The 13,266-nt window shown below is 38.2% G+C and carries 11 protein-coding genes; 10 read left to right on the top strand and 1 reads right to left on the bottom strand.

The genetic code is table 11. The annotated features are described in order from the left end of the window. Nucleotides 1-109 precede the first annotated feature (109 nt). From B9N79_RS10655 to B9N79_RS10645, 3 genes are all read left to right on the top strand, one after another. The gene (locus tag B9N79_RS10655) at nt 110-1,498 is read left to right on the top strand and encodes an APC family permease (protein ID WP_019394246.1); all 1,389 of its coding nucleotides are present in this window, start codon (nt 110-112) and stop codon (nt 1,496-1,498) included. Between the two features lie 46 nt (nt 1,499-1,544). Further along, entirely contained in the window at nt 1,545-2,924 is a 1,380-nt protein-coding gene (locus tag B9N79_RS10650; RefSeq protein WP_046217345.1) for an aminotransferase family protein, read from the top strand. Between the two features lie 147 nt (nt 2,925-3,071). Next, on the top strand, nt 3,072-4,205 hold the full coding sequence (locus B9N79_RS10645) for a class II histone deacetylase (protein ID WP_085118232.1): 1,134 nt from the start codon (nt 3,072-3,074) through the stop codon (nt 4,203-4,205). Nucleotides 4,206-4,285: 80 nt separating this feature from the next. On the opposite strand, the gene B9N79_RS10640 is transcribed toward B9N79_RS10645, so the two are convergent. Then, complete coding sequence (locus B9N79_RS10640) at nt 4,286-5,155, bottom strand: LysR family transcriptional regulator (protein ID WP_046217343.1); 870 nt, start codon at nt 5,153-5,155, stop codon at nt 4,286-4,288. A 198-nt stretch (nt 5,156-5,353) separates the two neighbouring features. On the opposite strand from B9N79_RS10640, the gene hpaI reads away from it, so the two are divergent. The 7 genes from hpaI to B9N79_RS10605 are packed head-to-tail and all read left to right on the top strand — an operon-like array spanning nt 5,354 to nt 13,254. Then, complete coding sequence (gene hpaI, locus B9N79_RS10635; RefSeq protein WP_048896798.1) at nt 5,354-6,283, top strand: 2,4-dihydroxyhept-2-ene-1,7-dioic acid aldolase; 930 nt, start codon at nt 5,354-5,356, stop codon at nt 6,281-6,283. 45 nt (nt 6,284-6,328) lie between these two features. After that, nucleotides 6,329-7,843: a 5-carboxymethyl-2-hydroxymuconate semialdehyde dehydrogenase gene (gene hpaE, locus B9N79_RS10630; protein ID WP_019394251.1), complete on the top strand. Its 1,515-nt coding sequence runs from the start codon at nt 6,329-6,331 to the stop codon at nt 7,841-7,843. A 58-nt stretch (nt 7,844-7,901) separates the two neighbouring features. Continuing rightward, nucleotides 7,902-9,374 carry a 4-hydroxyphenylacetate 3-monooxygenase, oxygenase component gene (gene hpaB / locus B9N79_RS10625; RefSeq protein WP_085118230.1) on the top strand — a complete coding sequence of 491 codons (1,473 nt, stop codon included), beginning with the start codon at nt 7,902-7,904 and terminating at the stop codon, nt 9,372-9,374. Nucleotides 9,375-9,396: 22 nt separating this feature from the next. Beyond that, nucleotides 9,397-10,380 carry a 3,4-dihydroxyphenylacetate 2,3-dioxygenase gene (hpaD, locus tag B9N79_RS10620; protein ID WP_019394253.1) on the top strand — a complete coding sequence of 328 codons (984 nt, stop codon included), beginning with the start codon at nt 9,397-9,399 and terminating at the stop codon, nt 10,378-10,380. Nucleotides 10,381-10,395: 15 nt separating this feature from the next. Beyond that, nucleotides 10,396-10,869 (top strand): flavin reductase family protein, encoded by a 474-nt coding sequence (locus B9N79_RS10615; protein WP_046217341.1) that lies wholly within the window; start codon nt 10,396-10,398, stop codon nt 10,867-10,869. 17 nt (nt 10,870-10,886) lie between these two features. Next, nucleotides 10,887-11,783 (top strand): hypothetical protein, encoded by an 897-nt coding sequence (locus B9N79_RS10610; protein ID WP_085118227.1) that lies wholly within the window; start codon nt 10,887-10,889, stop codon nt 11,781-11,783. A 31-nt stretch (nt 11,784-11,814) separates the two neighbouring features. Then, complete coding sequence (locus B9N79_RS10605; RefSeq protein WP_376752402.1) at nt 11,815-13,254, top strand: aldehyde dehydrogenase family protein; 1,440 nt, start codon at nt 11,815-11,817, stop codon at nt 13,252-13,254. Nucleotides 13,255-13,266: the final 12 nt, after the last annotated feature.

The raw sequence follows: 13,266 nt of genomic DNA, 5'->3' as shown, positions 1-13,266 counted from the left end.
TCTTCTCCTAACTCTATTAGGGAAGAATGAAGAAAGTTTTATATTGTCAGAAAAAGAGATGTAGTGAGAACTCAATTTTTTTAGGGACTATTTAGAAAGGGGGAGAAGATTGGAGACAGAGAAATCAGTACATGACATAGCCTTTCGTCCAAATAAAATTGAACTTAATCGAACACTAAAGTTAAGAGATTTAGTCATCTTCGGTCTAGGATTCATGGCCCCAGTAGCAGCGATGTCCTTATTTGGAATTATAACAGTCGTTTCCGAAGGACATTCAGTGCTTTCTTATATCATTGGATTTGTTGCTATGTTATTTACAGCCTACAGTTTTGGGAAAATGGTAGAAGCATATCCTGTAGCTGGTTCTACTTATACGTATGCACAGCATGCGCTTCATCCTAAGATAGGTTTTATTGCAGGATGGGGAATGCTACTTGATTATCTTTTAATTCCGATGCTTACCTTTCTTATTAGTTCTAATTTTGCACATGCTCTTGTGCCAAGTATTCCGGTGTGGGCATGGGTCCTTATCTTTGCCCTTCCTATTACAGTAGTAAATATAATGGGTGTTGAAGTTGCTGCTAAAGTAAATACAGTATTAGTCCTTTTAATGATTTTAGCTGTTTTAGTTTTTGCCATAAGTGCAGGCCATTATATTGTAACAGGAAATGTATCTCTTATTCAATTTAAGGCGATCTATGATTCCAGTCACTTCTCTATTGGTGCTATTATTAGCGGAGCTGCTATTGTAATCGTTGCTTATCTTGGATTTGACGCAATTACAACTTTAGCAGAAGAAACGAGTGTGGGCGGGAATAAGATTGGACTAGCTATCATGTTCACATGCGTTATTCAAACCATATTTTATGTTTCAGTGACCTATTTAGCTGTAATTATAGTAGGTCATTATACAGTGATTAAAAATCCGGATACAGCCTTTTTTAACATACTCGATACTATTGGTAGTCTATTTCTCCAGACCTTTATTACAGTAATGATTATAGCTTCTGGAGTAGCAAGTGCATTGGCAAGTCAATCAGCTTCAAGTCGCTTACTCTTAGGAATGGGGCGTGATAATGTCATGCCAAAGAGGTTTTTTGGGTATATCCATCCGAAATATAAAACACCGGTTAATAACATTCTTTTAATGTCTATAGCTGGCATCATAGGAGCTCTATCGCTAAATATGCAATTGGTCTCAGATCTTGTCGCATTTGGTGGATTATTAGGGTTTGCCTTTGTCAATATATGTGTGATTAACCATTACTATATAAAAAACAAGCAAAGAAATGTAGTGAAATATGTAATCATTCCATCACTAGGAACCATCGTGTGTCTCTATATTTTATGGGGACTTTCGACAGCTGGGAAAACAGTAGGGATTTTGTGGTTAGGGCTAGGTGTTATTTATCTTGTTGTTCGATCTTCATCCTCAAAAGAATTTAAAGCATTCTTATCTAATAAAGAGGAAGCAACACTTGATGGAAATCCTAAGTGAGGACAGGAGATTTTTTCTTAATTAATATAATTTAGGAGGAATACGCATGCAAAAATTATCTAAAGGTTCTACTTTTACACATGCCGAATTAGCAGAGATTGATAAGAAACATTATTTGCACCCAACAACTCCCCCAAAAGCACATTATCTATCAGGTCCCCCTACTATTTTTTCGGAGGGTCATGGAGTGTATCTTAAAGATTTACAAGGTAAAGAACGAATTGATGGGGTGTCTATGCTTTGGAATGTAAATTTAGGATATGGAAATGAGGAGTTAGCCGAAGCGGCTAAACAACAGATGCTAAAACTTTCTTATAGCTCTTCATTTAGTGGACAATCAAATGAACCAGCCATTCTTTTAGCACAAAAAGTGGCTTCAATGGCGCCTGGGGACTTGAATGTTTGCTTCTTTACATCAGGAGGCTCAGAATCTAATGATACAGCTTTCAAGTTGGCTCGTTTCTATTGGAAAGTGAAAGGACAGCCAGAGCGTACAAAGATTATTTCCTTAGATCAATCATTCCATGGGGTTACAGTAGGTGCTACAAGTGCTACGGGGATCGAAGGATTTCAAAAGTTTACAACTTCCAATGCTCCAAACTTTCTTAAAGCAGCAGCTCATGCAGTAGAAGCTGAACTTGGAGATAAAACTGATCCAAACTATCCACGCTCTATTAGAGGAACAATAGAAGCAGAGGGGGCAGATACCATTGCTGCTGTGATTATCGAACCAATTCAAGGAGCAGGAGGAGTAAGATTTCCTCCTAAAGGATATATTCAAGCAGTACGTAAACTTTGTGATGAACATGGTATCTTAATGATTGCTGACGAAGTAATCTGCGGATTTGGACGTACTGGAAAAATGTTTGGTGTGGATCATTGGAACGTAGTACCAGATTTTCTTTGTGTAGCAAAAGGAATTTCAAGTGGATATGCTCATCTTGGAGCCGTAATTATGAGAGAGCATGTTAGGGAAGCGTTTGTGCAATCTGATGAGATGATGTTTCACGGATTCACATATAGCGGCCATCCTGTTGCCTGTGCAGTCGGATTAAAAACGATTGAAATGATTGATAGAGACAACATTGTGGAAAATAGTCGAATGCGTGGTGAAGAGTTATTAAGAGGACTTCAATATTTAGAGAAAAATCATAAATATGTAACAAAAGTAAGAGGGCTTGGCCTTTTAGCAGGGATAGAGCTGTTTAGAGACCCAGAGAGTGGTATTCCATTTGACCCATCAGAACACGCTGCAGCACAATATACAGATATTTGTATGGATCTAGGATTGCAGCTACGTTATTTTGATTGGAAAGGGACAAACACAGTAGCCCTTGCACCACCGCTTATTATTACAAGTGAACAAGTGGAAGAAATCATTAGCAGAATGGATCAAGCACTTAAAAGATTTAAGGAACAAATTTGAGTTTCTGAATAAGCACGGCATCTGGGGGAAGCTAGCATTTATAGACTTCCCTTCACTTGTTATGAGAGAGGGATAATAGCCAAGAGAAAGTTAGAAAATAAGAAGTGATTGTATACTACTTCTCTAAGAGATATGGGAGGAATGAAAATGGGGAATAAAACAGGGTTTATTTGTGATGAAAGCTATTTTTGGCATGATACAGGAAATGGAGCGCTTTTTTTATCACCAGGTGGATGGATTGAGGCTGATGAACATGGAGAAAGTCCAAAAAGTAAGCGAAGAGTGAAGAATCTTTTAGAGAGAAGTAGATTTATAGAAGAGCTCCACGTTTTAAAGCCTCGTCCCGCTACAAGGAAAGAAGTAGAATGGAATCATGCTCGTTCATACATTGATCGAGTAGAATCCTTAAGTCGGACCGAAGGAGGAGATGCAGGAGAATTAGCCATTGTCGGGAGAGGTTCTTATGAGATAGCGCTGTTATCTGCTGGAGGCGTTATTTCAGGGATTGATGCAGTGATGAAAGGTGAAGTTAAAAATGTATATGCTCTCACAAGACCACCAGGACACCACGCTGAAAGGGATAAAGGTATTGGATTTTGTCTTTTTAATAATGTAGCAATTGCTGCCCATTATGCGAAAAAAGAATATAACTTGAAGAGGATTTTAATTATAGACTGGGATGTTCATCATGGGAATGGGACGGAGAGTTCATTTTATGATGATCCAGAAGTATTAACAATCTCCCTTCATCAAGAATATAATTTTCCGTCTAATCGAGGTGATGTTGAGGATGTTGGGGAAGATAGAGGAGCTGGTTTTAATGTAAATATCCCTCTACCTGCTGGAACAGGAAATGCGGGATATTTACATGCTATAGAGAAAATTATTAGTCCGATAGCAGAACAGTTTAAACCAGAGATTATCCTTGTAGCCGCCGGTCAAGATGCAAGCGTTTTCGATCCTCTAGCACAAATGATGGTAACAGCAGATGGGTTTAAAAAAATGGCTGTTGCGATAAAAGAATTAGCTCAGCAGATTTGTGGGGGACGTTTAGTTCTATGTCATGAAGGAGGTTATAGTGCAGCATATGTGCCAATTTGCACCCTGAAAATTATAGAAGGGATAAGTGGGTTACAAAGTGAGGTAAGAGAAGACCCGTATCATGAAACAATCAAAGGACTTCCCACAAATATTTTATCACCGCACCAAAAGCACGCTATCGAACAAGTAATAGGGGTACAATCTCCATTTTGGAAGTTTGAGAATCTATCGCGAGTATAAACTATAAAGTTATGATGTTAAAAGCACTAGGGCTAATAGGTAACCCTAGTGCTTTTTGATGGAGTTAAGATTCTTCGCCGCTAAATATTAAACGTTTCAATAAGACGTTTGGCACTTTTAGATATGTAACGATCTTTTAGCCAAATCACAGCTGCTTTTGATTCAATAACACAGTCATTAACTTTAATGATTTTCAATCCGTTTAAAGGAAACGAAGATAAGGTCGATTCAGGAAGTAAGGTAATGCCAGAGCCTGATTTTACAAGAGATAAAAGGATAGCGGCATCTGCACATTCACATACAATGTTAGGTGTTAAATCGTTCTTCATAAAGGCCTCAATTACAAGTTCATACAACCCTGTTCCATCTATACGGTGTAATAGCATAAGCGGCATTTGGGCAATCTCTTTTAATGAAAGGGATGAATAAATCTCTAAGTCTTCGGGAACAATGGCTACAAATTTTTCTTTTGGTAGAGGCAGAAAAGAAAAATTATCCATATCTACCGGCAAGCGAACAACTGCAAATTCAATCTTTCTTTCTTGCAGGTATTTGGTAAGTTCATAGGAATCTCCTTCAAGGACTCTATATGTTACTAAAGGGTATTGCTCTCTAAATAGACGAATTCTTTCTGATAAATAAGAAAAGCATGTCTTTACAGTCCCAAAAGCTAATATTCCTCTAAGTCCTTCTCCTGTTTCTTGAACTTCTATATTAATTTCCTCTAACTTTTCGATAAGATCTTTACCACGTTTATACAATGTTTTTCCGGCTTCTGTAAGTTCCATTTCTTTTCCGTTACGTTCTAATAGTAAAACACCTAATTCTTGTTCAAGCAATTTTAACTGATGACTAAGAGGGGGCTGTGCCATATGTAGTTTCTTGGCGGCCCTTGTGATTTGTTTTTCCTCAGCAATAGCAGTAAAGTAGCGGAGCTGTCTTAAGTCCATAAGCTTATCCTCCTTGTTTCGGTATACTTTTTTCGTATGGAAAACCAATTTTTTAAGTAATTTTCATATATCTGACATTATGATACATTATTTTTGTAAGCGATACCAATATAAAATTCTAAATATTTATAATTTTTAGTTATTTTATAAGTGTAAGAGTAATTGCTTAAAAAATTCAGGAAAGAAGGAGAAAAACTGATGTCAAAATTCGAACAATCAAAACAAAAATTAAGAGGATCAATTGCTCCTATCATTACTCCATTTACTGAAGATGGTTCTGTTGATTTTGAGACTTTAGAATCTCTTATTAATTGGCATATTGAAAGTGGAAGCCATGGTATTTCTGTAACTGGAACGACAGGAGAACCTAGCTCTTTAACAATTGAGGAACGAATTCAGGTGATAGAGCGAGCGGCTAAAGCCGTGAATGGACGGGTTCCTTTTGTACCTGGAACAGGATCTACAAATCATGAAGAAACGCTTTATTTAACCAAAAGAGCTAGTGAGATTGAGGGAGTAGATGGGGTCCTTATTATTGTTCCTTATTACAACAAACCATCTCAACATGCTCTTTACAAACATTTCAAAAAAGTGGCAGACACAGTACCGAACCTTCCGATTATCGTCTACAACATTCCTGGAAGAACATCCGTGAATTTAGAAGTAAAGACACTAGCCAAATTAAATACAGATTGCCCTAATATTATTGGAGTTAAAGAATCAAACAAAGATTTTGAGCATGTTAACCGTGTGTTGTTAGAGTGTGGAAGAGATTTTCTTCTTTATTCAGGTATTGAATTACTTTGCTATCCAATGCTTGCAATTGGCGGAGCTGGTTATATCAGTGCTACAGCAAATGTTGAACCTAAAAAAGTTGCAGAAGTTTATGATGCATGGAAAGAAGGCGATGTAGAGAGAGCTGCAAATCTCCACTATGAGTTAATGCCATTAAATGATGTTCTTTTTAAAGATACGAACCCAGCTCCACTAAAAGCAGCGCTAGGTATGATGGGCCGTATTAAACCTATCCTTCGTTTACCAATGGATTTGCCAACAAAGGAACTTCAAGATGAGATTCGTGCAGTCTTACAGCACTATGTTGAACTTGATAAAGTCACAGCGAAATAAATGAATTAAAGTGCAACAATGAAATGATATAAAGGATGTGAAAAGATGAGGAACGAGACAGCTATTACCCCAACAGGAATGAAAGATGTACGTGTTGAACATGTAAAACTCTATATCGATGGTGAATTCGTAGAAACAAGCTCTAAAGAGACATTTGAAAATACAAATCCATTTACAAATGAAGTCATTAATACTGTGTCATCTGGTCAAAGAGAAGATATAAATAAAGCGGTAGCGGCTGCTAAAGAGGCCTTTGAAGGTTCATGGGGAAAGATGAAAGTCAAAAATCGAATGGAGTATATTAATAGAATTGCAGATTTAATTGATGAGGACATTGAAGAGATTGCTTTCTTAGAATCTATGGATACAGGTCTTCCTATTAGTCAAACAAAAAAAATGACGGCTCGCGCTGCAGAAAATTTTCGCTTCTATGCCCGCCTAGTTCAAACGAAATTACACGGAGAATCATACCCGCTAGATGATGAATTTATTAATTATACATTATATAAGCCGCTTGGACCTGTTGGACTTATTACACCTTGGAATGCTCCATTTATGCTTGAGACTTGGAAAGTAGCACCCGCTCTAGCAACAGGAAACACAGTTATTTTAAAACCTGCAGAGTTATCGCCCCTAACAGCAGATAAGTTAGCTAAAATTATCCATAAAGCTGGGTTACCAGACGGAGTCTTTAACGTCGTACATGGATTTGGAGAGAATGCTGGCGCTGCTCTTGTTGCTCATCAGGATGTAAAAGCTATATCGTTTACAGGGGAAACAACAACAGGTTCAACAATTATAAAAAATTCAGCGGATACATTAAAGAAAACATCTATGGAACTTGGAGGTAAGTCTCCTCTGATTGTCTTTGATGATGCAGACTTTGATCAAGCACTTGATGCAGCTGTTTGGGGAATCTTTTCTTTTAACGGTGAACGCTGCACAGCGAATTCACGCGTGTTTCTTCACAAAAATATAAAAGATAGATTTGTTAAAGCATTAAAAGAACGTGTAGTAAATATTAAAATCGGGGACCCGATGGATCCTTCTACACAGCTTGGACCTTTAATTGAAAAAAACCACTTCAATAAAGTAAAACGCTATATTGAGATTGCGAAAGAAGAAGGTTGTGAAGTTGTTCAAGGAACTGTACCAGAAGAAGTAAAAGAAGGTAACTTTGTTCCACCAACACTTCTATTAAATGCAACAAATGATATGAAAGTATGTCAGGATGAGATTTTCGGACCTGTTATGGCTGTTATTGAATTCGAAACAGAGGAAGAAGTCGTTTCTCTAGCCAATGAGACGAGATATGGTCTAGCTGGATACGTATGGACAAACGATATTAAAAGAGCGCACAGAGTTGCACAAGCAGTTGAAGCAGGCATGCTTTGGATTAATGCACAAAATGTTCGTGATCTTCGCATTCCATTTGGAGGAATGAAAGATAGCGGTATTGGTCGTGAGGGAGGACATTACGCTATTTTTGAATTTTATACCGAACCAAAAGTTATTCATGTAGCTATTGGTAATCATCATATCCCTCAATTTGGAAAGTGATGATCCTTAACAGGATAGCAGTAGAACGAACAGAGATGAGTGAAAGGGGAAAAGAGAGATGCCAGCTAAAACAGGAAAACAATATATCGAACGCGTTGATAAGGCAAAAGCAAATGTATGGATTAATGGAGAACAAGTAACAGGAAATGTATCTGAGCATCCAGCTTTTAAAGGCGTGATGAAAACACAGGCAGCGCTATATGATATGCAGCATGATCGGGATAAAAAGGACTATATGACGTACGTTTCACCAACGACAGGAAATCGAATTGGAACTTCGTTTATGCAGCCAAAAACAAAAGAAGATTTAGAGATGCGACGTAAAATGATGCAAGAGTGGGCGAGATACAATAATGGCATGATGGGACGTTCTCCAGACTACATTAATGTTGGCATGATGGCATATGGAGCGGCAGCTGATATGTTCGGAAAACAAGACGAAATGTATGCGGGAAACATGGAAAATTATCTTGAATATTGCCGCGAAAACGATTTGTCTTTAACTCACACTTTAATTAATCCTCAAGTGAACAGAGGAGTGAACACGGCACAGCTCCCAAATCCATACATTGCCGCGAGAATTAAAGAAAAAACATCTGAAGGAGTTATAATCAAAGGAGCGCGTTTACTGGCTACCCAAGGTGGAATCACTGATGAAATTATGGTTTTTCCTTCTACATTATTGAAACAATCAGAAGAAGAAAATCCATATGCCTATGCATTCTCCATTCCTAATAATACCCCTGGGTTAAAATTCATTTGTCGTGAATCATTTGATTATGGTAAATCAAATTTTGATCATCCATTAGGTTCACGTTTTGAAGAAATGGATACGATTGTTGTGTTTGATGATGTAGTCGTACCTTGGGATCGCGTATTTTCTTTAGGAGACGTAGAGACGTGTAATGAGGCTTATAATGCTAGCAATGCTGTTGTTCATATGACCCACCAAGTTGTCTCCAAAAATATTGCGAAAACAGAGTTTATTCTTGGTACCCTTCAACTTATGGCAGAAACAATCAATATTGGACAGTATCAGCATATTCAAGAAAAAATTTCAGAAGTGATTATTGGACTCGAAACAATGAAAGCATATGTAACAGCTTCAGAAGCTAATGCCAAAATGGATCAATGGGGCACAATGACACCGGAGTTTGCCCCGCTAAATGTTGCTCGTCACTATTTCCCGAAATTGTATCCTCGCTTTACTGAAATTATGCAGTTAATGGGAGCAAGCGGGTTAATGGCCATTCCAAATGAAGCAGATTTCCATTCCCCGATTCGCTCGGATCTCGATAAGTATCTTCAATCCGCAAATGGAGACGCTTACAACCGAGTGAAGTTGTATCGTCTTGCATGGGATATATGTATAAGCGCATTTGGTTCACGTCAAACACTTTACGAGCGTTTCTTCTTTGGTGATCCAGTTCGGATGGCAAGTGCCCTTTATAACGGATATGACAAACAAGAGTATGTAGATCGTGTAAAAGAATTTCTAAATCGCTCAGAAGAAGTTGTGGAAAGTAAATAAGGGGAAGAGGGGGATAAAGGAGATGAACTTTAATATTATTCGAATTGCAAGAACTGTACTTAACGTAAAAGATTTGAATCGTTCTAAAGATTTCTATGTGAAAGCTCTAGGGATGATTGAAACAGAAACGAAAGATGATTGTGTATATTTGAGAGGGCTTGAAGAACATACTCATCACAGTTTAGTGTTGAAAAAATCTGAAAAGCTAGGGGTACAAGCACTCGGGTATAAGGTCGAGAAAGAGGAAGATTTAGAGCGTATTGAAGAGCTCTTTAAGTCAAAAGGTTTAAAAACCAAATGGGTAGAAAAAGGGAAACAACATGCCCTTGGGAGAGCATTACATGTGCATGATGTTTCAGGAATTCCACTCGAATTCTTTTGCGAAATTGAAAAAGCAGAACGATTAATCCAGCGCTATGATTTATACAGTGGTGCTCGTATTCAGCGTATTGATCATGTGAATTGCGCCGTTCCGGATGTTGAGAAAGCCTATGATTTTTTCATAAACGAACTTGGTTTTGCTTGTTCAGAATATACAACAACAGAAGAAAATCGTATTTGGGCTGCTTGGTTACATCGTAAGCAAACTGTGCATGATCAGGCATTTATGAATGGAGAAGGTCCAAGACTTCACCATTTTGCGTACTGGCTTCCAGATCCATTAGCTCTAATTCATTGTTGTGATGTTCTTGCTTCACTAGGATATGCTGAAAATATCGAAAGAGGACCTGCTCGTCATGGTTTATCCAATGCATTCTTCCTTTACTTAAGAGATCCAGACGGCTATCGTATTGAACTCTACAATGGAGATTATTTGACAAGCGATAACGACTTTGAACCGGTCCGTTGGGATTTAAATGATCCTAGACGCCAAACATTCTGGGGAGCAAAAGCACCAGATAGCTGGTTTAATGAAACGTCACCTTTTCTAGATATTGAAACAAATGAAGAAATCTCCACAAAACAACCAAACCTTGCACAACGAAAACCAGAGTTTGTGATCTAGGAGGGCGGATTTGTAATGGATACTCGTACATTTCGAAATGCAATGGGAAAATTCGCTACAGGCGTTACGGTTATTACAACCGATATAGATGGAGAAGTTCATGGGATGACAGCCAATGCCTTTATGTCTGTTTCGCTTAACCCACCTCTCGTATTAATTTCGATAGATGAAAAAGCAAAAATGCTTTCCAAAATTAAAAAATCAGGGCGTTTTTCCGTTAATATTCTATCCGAAGAACAGCAGGAAGTGTCCATGTTGTTCGCAGGCCAATCAAGTGATAAAGAGAATGTTTCCTTTGAGAAGAGGAATGGGAGTTCAGTTATAAGAGAGTCTTTAGCAAACATTATTTGCACTGTATATGGAAGCCAAATAGCAGGAGATCATACGTTATTTATCGGGGAAGTTGAGGATGTTATCTTGCGTGATGGAAAACCACTTGCTTTTTATGAAGGGAAATATAGTAGACTAACAACCCCACAGCTAACTTAAAAAGGAGGGAGAGCAGAATGGAAACCATTCATCTTCGCTACCCAATAGAAAAATCATCGGTTTGTAAGCGGGAATCTTGTGTTTTAGCACTAGGTTTCTTTGATGGAATTCATGTCGGTCACCGAGCCATTTTAGAGAAGGCTAAACAGATCGCAAAGCAAAAAAGATTGAAATTTGGCGTGATGACCTTTTTCCCCCATCCAAAAGACATTTTGTTTCCAGAAAAGAAGCCTATGAAATATTTAACGCCACTAAAAGTCAAAGAAGAAGGTTTTAAAGAATTAGGGGTGGAGAAGTTATTTATTGTTGAATTTACTCCAGAGTTCTCTGCTCTCTCTCCTAAAGAATTTGTAGATCAATATATATGTAGTTTTCAATGTAAGCACGTTGTAGCAGGGTTTGATTACTGCTATGGAGCGAAAGGAAAAGGGAACATAGCAACAATGGCAGAGCATGGCGAGGGTGAATTTGAGGTGACTGTGATTTCAAAAGTGAAGCATCACTATGAAAAAATCAGTTCAACAGCTATTAGAGGGTTGCTTGCGCATGGACGCGTGAGAGATATACCAAGCTACCTTGGGCGCCCTTACCAAGTTCAAGGAACATCTATCTACTATTCTCATGTGGGACAAAATAATATTTTTATGGAGATTCATGTTGATAGGGAATACAGATTGCCTAAGCCAGGGTTATATAAATTGAAAGTAGAGGTTAATGGTTCATCTTATGAGGGAGTCTGCCATCAAATGTTTATAAACAAAAACGGAGCTTCTTTATTAATTCAAATAAAAAAATGTGATGGTAGAGAGGATTTTAATTCCGTGATCATAAGTTGGCTTGATTTTATAAAAGGAGAGCCAAATAAACTGAATGATATGAACGAATATATACAAAGGGATGAGCTTGTTATCTAATCCAGCACAACCTTAAGAAAGGAGCTTAGACGTGGCAATACAAACTAAACTAAAAAGAGATTTATATATTAACGGAGTCTGGCAAAAAGCAGAGAAGTATAGGCTTTTAACATCCCCTTATTCTGATGAAGGAATTGCTGAAATTCCTGTAGCAAGCGAAAAGGAAATTGAGATGGCCATAGAAGCAGCCTATCGTGCAAGGGAGAAAATGGCGGCAATGCCAGCATATGAACGGGCTGACATTTTAGAAAAAGTCGTTCAGTTGCTTAAAGAACGTCAAGAAGAAGCGGCAAGAATTATTGCAAATGAAGCAGCAAAACCGATTACGGCAGCACGGGAAGAAGTAAAGAGAACTATCCATACGTATAAATTTGCAGCTGAAGCAGCAAAACGGATTTACGGGGAAACTTTACCCCTTGACGCAGCTCCAGGAGGACAGAATCGCACTGCCTATACGGTAAAGAAGCCTATCGGCATTATTGGAGCTATTACCCCCTTTAACTTTCCGATGAACCTAGTTGCTCATAAGGTAGGACCCGCAATTGCTACTGGAAATACGGTTGTCCTCAAGCCTGCATCACAGACTCCTCTTTCCTCTTACTTCTTAGCCGATTTGTTTCATGAAGCAGGTCTCCCAGCAGGTGCTCTAAACATCATAACAGGGAGCGGGAAAACAGTTGGTGATCAATTAGTAGGTGATCAGCGGATTGCTGCTATAACTTTTACGGGAAGTCCTAGCGTTGGAATCGGCATTCGCAATAAAGCAGGTCTAAAGCGTGTGACGCTTGAACTAGGTTCAAATTCGGCCGTTGTGATTGATCAAGGAGTCCCTATTAAAAAAGCAGTCTCTCGTTGTGTCAAAGGTGCATTTTCTTTTCAAGGACAAGTTTGTATTTCTCTTCAACGCATCTACGTTCACGAGAAGATTTATGAAGAGTTTGTTGAAGAGTTCGTAAAAGAAACAGAAAAATTAAAGGTGGGAAATCCATTAGATGAAGAAACAGATGTGTCAGCTCTCATTTCTAAGAGAGATGTAAATCGTACACTAGGTTGGTTAAAAGAGGCAGAGGAACAAGGAGCAGAAATTAGATTTGGGGGAAAAACTAAAGGAAATGCCTTACTTCCAACGGTTGTTTTAAATGCCAAATCATTTTTAAAGGTTTCTTGTGAAGAAGTCTTTGCTCCCATTGTTGTGATAAATAAGATAGCTTCAATGGAAGAAGCAGCAAGAGAAGTCAATCATTCTAAATATGGTTTACAGGCTGGGGTTTATACAGAGAACATTCATACTGCTTTAAAGATGGCTGATAACCTACATGTTGGGGGCGTTCTTATTAATGATATCCCTACATTTCGTGTGGACCATATGCCTTACGGGGGAGTGAAAGAAAGCGGCACGGGAAGAGAAGGAATAAAATATGCAATGGAAGAAATGCTGGAATTAAAGCTCGTTATTTTTAATCAAGACTAGTTTATGAAAATG

It is taken from the genome of Priestia filamentosa, assembly GCF_900177535.1.
Classification (GTDB): domain Bacteria; phylum Bacillota; class Bacilli; order Bacillales; family Bacillaceae_H; genus Bacillus_I; species Bacillus_I filamentosa.
Note: the sequence above shows the minus strand (reverse complement) of the source record. Positions and strands in the feature narration are given on the sequence as shown.

What these genes read in the sequence shown, in the direction of transcription:
- B9N79_RS10615 (WP_046217341.1), top strand. Translation starts at nt 10,396, where the DNA reads ATGGATACTCGTACATTTCGAAATGCAATGGGAAAATTCGCTACAGGC.
- B9N79_RS10640 (WP_046217343.1), bottom strand. Translation starts at nt 5,155, where the DNA reads ATGGACTTAAGACAGCTCCGCTACTTTACTGCTATTGCTGAGGAAAAA.
- hpaD (WP_019394253.1), top strand. Translation starts at nt 9,397, where the DNA reads ATGAACTTTAATATTATTCGAATTGCAAGAACTGTACTTAACGTAAAA.
- hpaI (WP_048896798.1), top strand. Translation starts at nt 5,354, where the DNA reads ATGTCAAAATTCGAACAATCAAAACAAAAATTAAGAGGATCAATTGCT.
- B9N79_RS10650 (WP_046217345.1), top strand. Translation starts at nt 1,545, where the DNA reads ATGCAAAAATTATCTAAAGGTTCTACTTTTACACATGCCGAATTAGCA.
- B9N79_RS10645 (WP_085118232.1), top strand. Translation starts at nt 3,072, where the DNA reads ATGGGGAATAAAACAGGGTTTATTTGTGATGAAAGCTATTTTTGGCAT.
- hpaB (WP_085118230.1), top strand. Translation starts at nt 7,902, where the DNA reads ATGCCAGCTAAAACAGGAAAACAATATATCGAACGCGTTGATAAGGCA.
- B9N79_RS10610 (WP_085118227.1), top strand. Translation starts at nt 10,887, where the DNA reads ATGGAAACCATTCATCTTCGCTACCCAATAGAAAAATCATCGGTTTGT.
- hpaE (WP_019394251.1), top strand. Translation starts at nt 6,329, where the DNA reads ATGAGGAACGAGACAGCTATTACCCCAACAGGAATGAAAGATGTACGT.